General features: G+C 31.7%; 10 protein-coding genes. 2 read left to right on the top strand and 8 right to left on the bottom strand.

Translation table 11 applies throughout. The features are described from left to right. The 5 genes from ACWI69_RS08310 to ACWI69_RS08290 form a co-directional block, all read right to left on the bottom strand. The coding region (locus ACWI69_RS08310) for a biotin carboxylase N-terminal domain-containing protein (RefSeq protein ID WP_448821377.1) at positions 1–265 on the bottom strand (265 nt) is incomplete at its 3' end. 13 nt (positions 266–278) lie between these two features. After that, entirely contained in the window at positions 279–692 is a 414-nt protein-coding gene (locus ACWI69_RS08305) for an acetyl-CoA carboxylase biotin carboxyl carrier protein (protein WP_448821376.1), read from the bottom strand. Between the two features lie 76 nt (positions 693–768). Continuing rightward, positions 769–4,185 carry a DNA polymerase III subunit alpha gene (locus tag ACWI69_RS08300; protein WP_448821375.1) on the bottom strand — a complete coding sequence of 1,139 codons (3,417 nt, stop codon included), beginning with the start codon at positions 4,183–4,185 and terminating at the stop codon, positions 769–771. Continuing rightward, positions 4,178–5,335: an MFS transporter gene (locus ACWI69_RS08295; protein WP_448821378.1), complete on the bottom strand. Its 1,158-nt coding sequence runs from the start codon at positions 5,333–5,335 to the stop codon at positions 4,178–4,180. The genes ACWI69_RS08300 and ACWI69_RS08295 overlap by 8 nt, the downstream gene beginning before the upstream one ends. A 283-nt stretch (positions 5,336–5,618) precedes the next feature. Further along, positions 5,619–6,443: a methyltransferase domain-containing protein gene (locus tag ACWI69_RS08290; RefSeq protein WP_448821374.1), complete on the bottom strand. Its 825-nt coding sequence runs from the start codon at positions 6,441–6,443 to the stop codon at positions 5,619–5,621. A gap of 89 nt (positions 6,444–6,532) precedes the next feature. Here ACWI69_RS08290 and ACWI69_RS08285 point away from each other — a divergent pair, with 89 nt between their 5' ends. Then, positions 6,533–7,141, top strand: a complete 609-nt coding sequence (locus ACWI69_RS08285; protein WP_448821373.1) for a hypothetical protein — start codon at positions 6,533–6,535, stop codon at positions 7,139–7,141. Between the two features lie 60 nt (positions 7,142–7,201). Here ACWI69_RS08285 and ACWI69_RS08280 read toward each other — a convergent pair whose 3' ends face one another. Together ACWI69_RS08280 and pepT are read right to left on the bottom strand one after the other, a co-directional pair. After that, positions 7,202–7,471, bottom strand: a complete 270-nt coding sequence (locus ACWI69_RS08280; protein WP_448821372.1) for an acylphosphatase — start codon at positions 7,469–7,471, stop codon at positions 7,202–7,204. Between the two features lie 20 nt (positions 7,472–7,491). After that, positions 7,492–8,715 carry a peptidase T gene (gene pepT, locus ACWI69_RS08275; protein WP_448821371.1) on the bottom strand — a complete coding sequence of 408 codons (1,224 nt, stop codon included), beginning with the start codon at positions 8,713–8,715 and terminating at the stop codon, positions 7,492–7,494. 139 nt (positions 8,716–8,854) lie between these two features. On the opposite strand from pepT, the gene ACWI69_RS08270 reads away from it, so the two are divergent. Beyond that, positions 8,855–9,541 (top strand): pseudouridine synthase, encoded by a 687-nt coding sequence (locus ACWI69_RS08270; protein ID WP_448821370.1) that lies wholly within the window; start codon positions 8,855–8,857, stop codon positions 9,539–9,541. Between the two features lie 33 nt (positions 9,542–9,574). Here the strand turns inward: ACWI69_RS08270 and ACWI69_RS08265 are convergent, their stop codons facing one another. Beyond that, positions 9,575–10,822, bottom strand: a complete 1,248-nt coding sequence (locus ACWI69_RS08265) for a GntP family permease (protein ID WP_448821369.1) — start codon at positions 10,820–10,822, stop codon at positions 9,575–9,577.

The raw sequence follows: 10,822 nt of genomic DNA, 5'->3' as shown, positions 1-10,822 counted from the left end.
CATTTTCAGATAAAAATCCATATCCCGGATGTATTGCATTTGCCCCTGTTATCTCTGCTGCCGCCAATATATTGGGTATTTTTAAATATGATTCCGTACTTAAAGGTCCCCCTATACAAACTGCTTCATCCGCTAATCTAACGTGTAAACTATCTTTATCTGCCTCTGAATATACAGCGACTGTCTTTATTCCTAACTCTCTCGCCGCTCTTATTATCCTAACAGCAATTTCACCCCTATTAGCAATCAATATTTTTTTAAACATAAAATCCTCCCAATTATCTTGCCGTGGCCTTCACTTTTAATAACACTTTACCGTAGTCAACTACTCCACCATCTTCCACGGTTATATCCATCACTTCTCCACCTACTGTCGCTTTTAAAGGTGTTTTTAATCCCATTACATAGATGTAACCAAGATCTTGTCCCACTTTTATTCTATCACCTATTTTAACAACATCCTTATAAAAATATTTTCCTATTCCCGTAGAGACTACTGCTTTTATATTTTCCTCTTTTTTATTAATCTCTTTTAGAGGTTGTGGAGTTTCTCTAGACATTACAACTTTTGGCTGTGGAGATTTTTTCACTTTTATTTTTAAATTCTCATTTTCCTCATAACTAATCTCAGTTAATCCACATTCACTTAAGATATCAATTAAATCTTCAATTTGAAATTCTTCTTTTTTCATAACTCCTCCATCAGTTTTTATCACTTATTCTAACATAATTTAAAAAATCATTCAAGATTACATTACAAGTGTAATCTTATTTTATAACTACACTTTTTTCTCCTAATAATTCCTCTATTTTTTTTATTAATTTAGGTGTTATTTCAACCGACAACTTTGAGTTTTTTAACTCCTTATTTCCATCAATATCTATGGCAAAACTTAAAGGAACATCTCCTTTACTGTTCAAAAGAATCTCTTTTAGTCTATTGTATTTATCTTTAGATTTTTCATTTATCAATATATACATTCTATTTTTTTTATTAAATTCGATAGAGTTTAAAGCTTTTATACTCTTTACAACCAACTTTTTATTTTCATTTCCATTAAAATAATCCACTTGAATACTTCCATCTATTACTACCGCTTTTCCTTCTAATTCCACACTTAAATAATCTTTATACTCCCGTGGGAAAATAATTCCAGAAATCTGATCGTAATAATCCTCTAGAATAAAAGTACACATTGGTTCTCTTGTTTTTTTTGTCAAAATTTTTTTTACATCCCTTAGTATACCATAAGTTTTAACCATATGTAGTGGATTTTCTAATTTTATCTCTGAAACCTTGTTCATTTTATAAGTTTTTATTAACCAGTCATACCTATCTAAAGGATGTGCACTATAATAAAATCCTAAAAATTCCTTCTCCTTCTCTAATTTCTCATCTGGAGTAAAATCTGTTACATCTGGAAAAACAAAGTTTACTACTTCTGATTTTGCTCCTCCAAAAAGATTCATCTGTTGGATATCATCTTCTTTGATTTTTTTATTTGCATAATCAATAACTTTTTCAATCGATTCTATCTTTTGCTTACGATTTCCAGGAAGAGAATCTAAAGCTCCAGAATAAACCAACGCTTCTATATTTTTTTTATTAAGTCCTTGTCCTCTCAATCTATATATAAAGTCCTCATATCTTAAATAGTTTCCATTTTTTTCAAACTCCATTTGTATTTTTTGAGCCAGACTCTCTCCCACATTTTTTATAGCTGCTAAAGAAAATCTGATTCCTCCATTCTCCACAGTAAATTTAGATACTGGATTATTGACGTCTGATAATTTCAACTCTAACTTGTGAGCCTTTGCATCCTCTATGTAAAATGCAACATTTTCAACATTACTTTTCTCAGAAGTCATTATAGAAGCATAGTACTCCTCTGGATAGAAACACTTAAAGTATGCAGTCCAATAGGCAATTAGTGCATATGCTGCCGAATGAGATTTATTAAATCCATATCCTGCAAACTTATCTATCAAATCAAATATTTCCTCTGCTTTTTCCTTAGAATAACCGTTGTCTATAGATCTCTTTACAAACTTCTCCCTGTTCTCATCCATTATAGAAGCTTGTTTCTTTCCCATCGCTCTTCTTAAAAGATCAGCTTCACCTAAAGAATAACTTGCCATTATATTGGCTATTTTCATAACCTGCTCTTGGTACAGTATAACTCCATATGTCTCTTTTAATACTTTTTCTAAAGTTGGATGAGGATATTTTATCTCCTCTAAGCCATTTTTACAATTTATAAAACTTTCAACCATACCTGATCCAAGCGGTCCTGGACGATAAAGGGCCAACAACGCTATGACATCCTCAAATCTATTTGGTTTTAATTGAACCAATATTTTCCTTATACCTATAGATTCCAGTTGAAATACCCCTAAACTATCTCCAGATGAGAGCATCTCATATACTGAAGTTTCATTTAATGAAATCTCTTCTAATTTTATGTTTTTTCCTTTACTTTCCCTAATATATTCAATAGTTCTCTGAATATTCGTCAAATTTCTAAGCCCTAGAAAATCCATTTTAAGCAGTCCTAACTCTTCCAATTCCTTCATTTGGTACTGCGTAGAAATCTTATGCTCCTTGTTATCGCTGTATAAAGGTACCACATCCATCAAAGAATCCTTTGTTATTACAACCCCCGCAGCATGAATAGATGCGTGTCTCACTTTATTTTCCAATCTTTGTGATAAATTTATTAGATTTCTAATCTCACTATCCTCTACATATAACTCTCTTAACTCTGAATTCGCTTTTAATGCTTCTTCTAAAGTTGAAAATGCAGGTATTAATTTTGCCACCTTATCTACTTTTATCAAATTGACATCCAGAACTCTCCCTACATCTCTTAAAGCTGCTCTGGCTTTCATTCTTCCAAATGTTATTATCTGTGCTACTTTATCTTCTCCATATTTTTGAGTTACATACTCAATTACTTCTTCTCTTCTTTCCTGACAAATATCTATATCTATATCTGGCATAGAAACTCTTTCAGGGTTTAAAAATCTTTCAAAGATTAGGTTATACTTTATAGGATCCAAGTCTGTTATTTTTAAAGCATATGCAACCAAACTTCCTGCCGCTGAACCCCTTCCAGGTCCAATCGGTATATTTTTTCCTTTTGCATAGGAGATAAAATCCCACACAACTATAAAGTACTCCTCATACCCCATCTTTAAAATAACATCCAATTCGTACTCTACTCTTTTTAGAAGCTCTTCACTTAACCCAGTTGGGTATCTTTGAGACAAGCCTTTATATACTATTTTTCTTAAAAACTCCCCGGGAGTTTTTACACAGCTTGGAATTTCGTATTTGGGAAATTTTAACTCTCCAAATTCTAAGTTCAGATTGCATCTATCGGCTATCTCTTCCGTCGTATCAATAGCTTCTATAAATTCATCACCTAAAGAGTTTATAACCTCCATTCTACTCTTTAAAAATAGTTCTTTAGTCTCTATTTTCATCCTATTTGTATCCGAAACTTTAGCTCCGGTCTGAATACAAATTACCAAATCTTGTAATACATGATCACCTTCATATACATAATGAGTATCATTTGTCGCCACACATTTCAACCCATGTTTTTTAGAGTATCTTTGTAACTCTTTATTCAGCTCCCTTTGACCATCAATCCCATTTCCTTGAATCTCTAAATAGAAATTTTCTTTACCAAAAATTTCTACATATTCCTCTATCTTTTTGTCTATAACTTTTTCATTTTCATTTTCAAGAATTGCTCTTGAAATCTCTCCTTGCATACACGCTGACAAAGCAATGATTCCCTCGCTATGTTCTTTTAAAAACTCTTTATCAATACGAGGTCTATAATAAAATCCTTTTAAAAACCCCATTGATGATATTTTTAAAAGATTTTTGTATCCAGTCAAATTTTTAGCCAAAAGTATTAAATGAAAGTTCCTTCCCTCTTTTTTTTCCATTTGAAACTCTGATATATATGCTTCAATACCTATAATTGGTTTAATTCCCTTTTTCATGGCATATTTATAAAACTCTATAGCTCCATACATATTCCCATGATCTGTTATAGCTATAGCTTTCATATTCAAGCTCTTAGCTCTTTCCAAATACTCCTCTATCTTTCCAACCCCATCTAGGAGACTGTATTCTGTATGTAAGTGTAAATGAACAAAATTCTTATTCATCCGCTCCTCCTCTCAATGGTTTTTCCATTTTAAAATTTTTATAAAAAACTGCAGTTCCGATTAAGTATAAAATCACCGTTATATAATATGGAAAATTATATGATATATTTTCCATCATATATCCTGCGATGATCATACTTATCGCTCTTGTCACATTTGATGACATAGATACTACACTGCTCATCAATGCTCTATTTTCATAATCTACGGTCTCTAAAGATATATTTTGAATGAGTGGTTGATTTAGATTCATCAACGTTGATCTCAAAAGAAAAGCAACTCCCAATATAAAAATATTTTGTGGAAAAGCAATCGATATCAAAAATGGAATTGATAACAGTTGGCATATTACAACAGTGTTTTCTCTTCCTAAAACTTTGGATATATACGGAACTGATAATCCACCTACAACTAATCCCAACTGAGATAATCCCATAATAACTCCAACCTTTTCATTGTCTATATTTAAAGAAAATTTTAAATATACACTAAAAAATGGAACTACCAGCCCTGCTCCAAACCCTATTATTGTATTATACATAACAAATTTTAAAGCCTGACCACTCATAACCTCTTTAAAACCTTTAAAAAAATCTTTGCTTTTTTTATTTTTTGTTATCTCTCTCCCCTTTAAACCGCTTAAAGGATAAAAACTAAATAAAATTAAAAAAGCACAAAATAAATAAACCAATGGAATTGATTTTTCTGCTGCAAAAATTTTTCCAAAAGTTTTAATTAGTTTCCCAGCACCATAACTAGTACAGACAGTTCCTAAGCTCTGACTCACAAAATTTTTACTAAAAACTTTAACTCTATCTTCCTCTGAAGAGTTTTCGATTAAAAGTACTCCTATGGAAGAAAATGGAAATCCATAGCCCATCCCCATCAATCCAGAAAATATTTTAATTAAAAATGAGTCCGTTATAAAACTTACACCTAAAACTCCTATACTCATTAGAACTAATCCCAATGAAATAGTTTTTTTAAAACCTACTTTTGAACTCAGATAGGCATTCAACATTGATCCCACTGCTATTGAAACACTTCCTATTGAGAGTACTTGCCCTACTATTCCCTCCCCAAACCCCAAATTTTTGACGTGTATCCCTGTAAAAACATTAAATACACCTGAAATTATTGCTGTTGTAATTACGTTTATTAAGATAATTCTATCAATCTGTTTCAGCTTTATCTCCCCCTAAAATTGACCTAGTATATTATACAACATAACGTAGTAAAAAAAAATACTTCTAAATATTTATTAGAAGTACAAAAAATAATGAAACGACCTTCCGGGGGGGATAGAAGGTCGTTTACAGGGGGGGATTAAATAATACTTTTGTAAGTATAAATTCTTCTCATAGTAAAAAATTATTGCTAACTTTTTAACTATACCTTTTTGACGTAATTTTTTTTATAAAAGTTTTATTTTTTCAATTTTTTTCAAAAATATCTATATTTACTTCAACTGTAGTTGTTAATTTATCAAGTTCAAATAGTTTTTCAATACCTTTTTGAGGACTTCTCCATCTGTACGGAGTCATATTAAATAGATTCTCTATACTCTCCCTCTCTAAAATTTCTATATTGTATTTTAAATTTACAGTTTCTAAATGTCTAAACATTTTTAAATCCTCTATGGGGGAGTAGAAATCTTTTCTTACAGACTCATAAACTACCTCTTTTAATTGTAGTAAGTGATTTTCACCAGTTGAAACAACTATCAACTTTCCACCCTTTTTTAAAGCTCTCATATTCTCCTCTGGAATTATTTTAGCAAACATACATATTATAAAATCCAATGCTTCATTCTCTATTGGCAATGAACTTGCACTTGCTACAATCCACTCCATGTCTTTATATGATTTTGCCGCTGAAATAATAGCCTCTTTTGAGATATCTATTCCCACAATATTGCTCTTTATATTTAGTTCATCTAATTTCTTTTTCAATCTGTTTGTATAGTATCCCTCTCCACAACCTATATCCAATATATTCAACTGTTTTTTATCACTTAAATAATTCTCAACAACCTGATTGACACCATCAGATATCCCTTTATAATAGCCCTTTTCTAAGTAATTTTTTCTACTTAAAACCATCTCTTTACTGTCTCCAGGAATTTTACTATTTTTTTGATTGGATAACAATAGATTTACATGATTATATTTTGAAATATCAAAGTTATGAGCTCGCTCACATATATACTTTCTTTCTATTTTTGTCATTTTTTTGCTACAAACTGGACAAATTATCATTTTATCTACCTCGCTATTTTTTCTCTTCTTTACATTATACCACGAATTTTATGTTATAATATTAAAAAAATATTGGTGGTGATATATTTATGAAAGAAAATTTTTTTAACGATTTTGTCGTTAACTTTTACGAAAAAATCGAAGATGAATTTGAAACATTGATGAAAAAAGAAAAAACTAAAAAATTATCTGTTGGTGATTTAAAAATTGATGTTATTGACTACTTAGATGACAGTAAAACTCCTATTATTGAAACTATAAAATATGGTGAAAATGGAGTTGAAATATTCCTTAAAAACAAGGAGCAAGTTCCATCCCCATACAGTGTAGAGGATATTTATCATCCATTTTCTCTAGCTATCTTGATTGATAAATTAACTAAAAAAAATAGATACGTAGAAATCTTAGAAAATTTTTATGTACAGTCAGAAGAACTAGCTAGAAATTTTTTAAAACAACAACAGTCAGATTCTCTAGATATCTCAGCAGAAGGATTTGAAATTTTTGCACTTTCTAAAGCTACTGGCTCGTATAAGATTGCTGAAGGAGTAGTTACAGAACTTTTTTTAATAAATGATAGAGTTTTTGTAAATATAAAAAATGAGGACAATGAGACTATCGTTGCTCATGTTGTTGAATGTAATGCCGCCGATTTAGCAATGCTTTTGAATAACGTCATATTCTCAATAAAAAACTAAAACTTTATATCTATAATTTTATATAATAAAAGGAGAAAGTTCTTTCTTTCTCCTTTCTAATCAATATATAACTTTGAAATCCTCAAATTTCGCTCTGTCCAAAACATTTTCTTCTATCTCATCAACACGGCTCATTGAAGACCCCATTTTCAAATATTTTCGAAAATTATCAATTAGATTCTCGTCTCCTTGAGCAAAAACTTCTACATTGTCATTTGATAAATTTTTTACGGTTCCATTAACTCCAAGTCTTGTGGCATTCATATATGCTGTTATTCTATACCCCACTCCTTGAACTTCGCCTTTAATTATAAAATGGTATGTCTTCATCTTTCCTCCTCAAAGACAGCTTATCTCGATAAAATTTCAACAATTTTTAATATTACTTTTACTGATTTTTCCATTGATTCTATTGGAATAAATTCAAATTTACCATGGAAGTTATGCCCACCTGTAAATATATTTGGACAAGGTAGTCCTTTGAATGATAGTCTTGCTCCATCAGTTCCACCTCTGATAGGTTTTATTATTGGTTTTACTCCAACCTCAACCATTGCGTTTTTGGCTAAATCCACGATATGGTAAACAGGCTCTATCATCTCTTTCATATTATAATAACTATCTTTTAATGTTAAAACTATCTCTCCATCTCTATATTTTTCTTGAAGATATTTTACAGCATTTGTTATCAGTTCCTTTTTTTCTGCAAACTTTTCTTTTGAATGGTCTCTCACTATATAATCCATCTCAGTCAATTCTACTGTCCCTTTAAAATTAGTCAATAAGAAAAATCCTTCGTACCCCTCTGTATACTCCGGTCTTTCATTAACTGGTAACATAGCATTTAACTCCATCCCCAACAGCATTGAATTTATCATCTTATTTTTTGAAGCTCCCGGATGAATATCTCTTCCTTTAATGACTACATTTGCTAAAGCTGCATTGAAATTTTCAAACTCCAACTCTCCAACCTCTCCACCATCAACTGTATATGCAAACTCCGCTCCAAATTTTTCTACATCAAATAGATTTGCTCCTCTCCCAATCTCCTCGTCAGGCGTTATTCCTATTTTTATTTCACCATGCTCAATAGTAGGATTTTCTTTCAAATATTTCAATGCTGTCATTATCTCAACTATACCAGCCTTGTCATCCGCTCCTAAAAGAGTCGTTCCATCTGTCACAATTAATCTTTGATTGACATATTTTTTCAGCTCTGGAAAGTCTTTTACAGCCATCACTATATTTAAGTCACTATTTAATACAATATCATTTCCATCATAATTATCTATAAGCCTTGGTTTTATCTCTTTCCCATTAAATGACGGTGCTGTGTCCATATGAGCTATAAACCCAATTGTTGGAATATTTTTTTCCGTATTTGATGGTAAAGTTCCCATAATATATCCATTTTTATCCAACGATATATTTACTAAACCAATTTCCTCTAAATCTTTAACTATAATTTTAGCTAAATTCCACTGAAGTTCACTACTTGGACACGACTGACTTTTCGAATCAGGCGTCGTATCTATCTCAACATACTCTAAAAATTTTTCTACTAAAAAACTCATTTTCCCTCCCAAAATCTATTTAAATTTATTTAACCCAAGTATAAATTAACACAATTTATTTGAAAAAAATAGTCTATTTTGCAAATTTACTTAAAATATGTTAACATCTTATGTAAAATAAATTTTGTGAGGTTAAAATTTGAGATTAGAAAAATATTTAGTTCAGTGTGGTGTTGCAAGTAGAAAAAAAATAAAAGTTGCAATTGCTCAAGGAAGAGTTACTGTTAATGGTAATATCGAAGTCAATGACGCTACTGATGTGGAATGGGAAAAGGATATTATTACTTTTGATGGAGTTATTCCTGAAAAAAAGCAACTGAAATACTATGTTATGTATAAGATAGCTGGGTATATAACCGCAATGGAAGATAAAAACAAAAAAACTGTCGCTGAACTTCTACCTGAATCTATCGACAAAAACTCTGTTTTTCCTGTGGGTCGACTAGACCGAGATACTGAAGGACTCTTACTTTTTACAAGTGACGGCGATTTGAGCCATGCTATGGCTCATCCAAATAGAAACATGGAAAAAACATACTACGTTGAATTGGACCGAGAAATTTCCTCTGAGGATATCGAGGCTTTAGAAAATGGTATTACTTTAGATACTAACTATACCGCACTTCCCAGCAAAGTAGAGTACCTAAGTCCTAAAAGTATTCATTTAACCATTACAGAAGGAAAATATCATCAGGTAAAAAAAATGTTAAAAGCTGTAAAAAATAAAGTCATCTATCTAAAAAGAATAAAATTTGGAAATTTAACGCTCGAAGGAATGATTCCCGGCGAGGTTAAAGAGATTCAAAGAGAAGATATTATTATGTAAAAAAGGATGCTGAAAAATTTCCAGCATCCTTTTTTATCCAATTACTAAATAAGTTATAAAAGTTGAAAGAGCTAATACAAATCCTATTGCTGATTCATAAGGAATCAATTTTAGTCTTTCTTCTAATTTCGTGTTACTTGCTCCGCCAGTACTGTGGAAAAATGACCCATGAGGTAGATGGTCTAAAACTGTCGCTCCTGAATTTACCATTGCAGCTCCCCAAACAGCACTTACCCCTGCAGCTAATATTACTCCAGAAAACGTTCCAGAAGCTATTGTGGCACCAGCTGTTGTTGAAGCTGTTGCTCCCGACATCAAAGCTCCAGCTATTGGCGCTATTAATTCCTCACTGATATTAGCCTTTCCCAAAAGTGATAACGTAACATCCCTCAGTGTAGAATTTTTTATTATTCCTGCAACTGTTCCTGTTCCTATTAAAAGAATAGCAACTCCTGACATCTTTTGCAAACCATATTCCATAGACTCTTTTAATTTTGATGTTTTCCCCATTACTACAATTCCAACTAATCCACCAACTGGAAGTGCTATCAATGGATCTATATTAATTCCAGCTATCGGTCTCAAAGCCAATAAAGTTATTGTTACAATCGGACCTATTATGCTTCCAAAAAAACTCGGTAAGTTTTCTCCACTGCCTTGTTCAATCTCTTCTTCCAAAACCTTTTCTCCCTTTTCAATCAAAAGTTTAGCTATCAGAATTGTCGCAAATAGCCCAACTACCGCTGGAATTAGATTTACCCACATAACAGATGGAAGGGATGCTCCAAAGTTTTCTGCGGCTGCTATTGTATTTGGATTTGGTGATATTATATTTCCCGATTTCCCGCCACCTATCATTGCACACAGCATTGCCATTTTAGATATTTTTAATCTTCTAGCTATAGCTAGTGCAATCGGAGCAACTGTTATTACTGCTACATCTATAAATACACCTATTGCTGTTAAAATAAGTGCTGACAAAGCCAACGCAAATATTGCCCTTTTTTCACCTAGTTTATCTATAATTGTTTCAGCTATCTTTGTAGCCGCCTCTGTTTTTATCAATATTCCTGCCAAGATACCCGCTGTTATAATTCTAACTATTGCTGGTGTCACATCCTTTACTCCACTCACCATTAAATTAACTGTTTCTGGAAGAGATACTCCCCCTGCTAATCCACCTATTATTGCACCTAAAATTAAACTATATGCCGGATTAGCCTTTCTCATTATCAATATTATAGCTATTATTAGTCCCAATACTGCTCCAAATGCTGTCAT

It is taken from the genome of Cetobacterium sp. (assembly GCF_977044495.1).
This window is presented reverse-complemented; position numbering and strand designations above follow the sequence as displayed.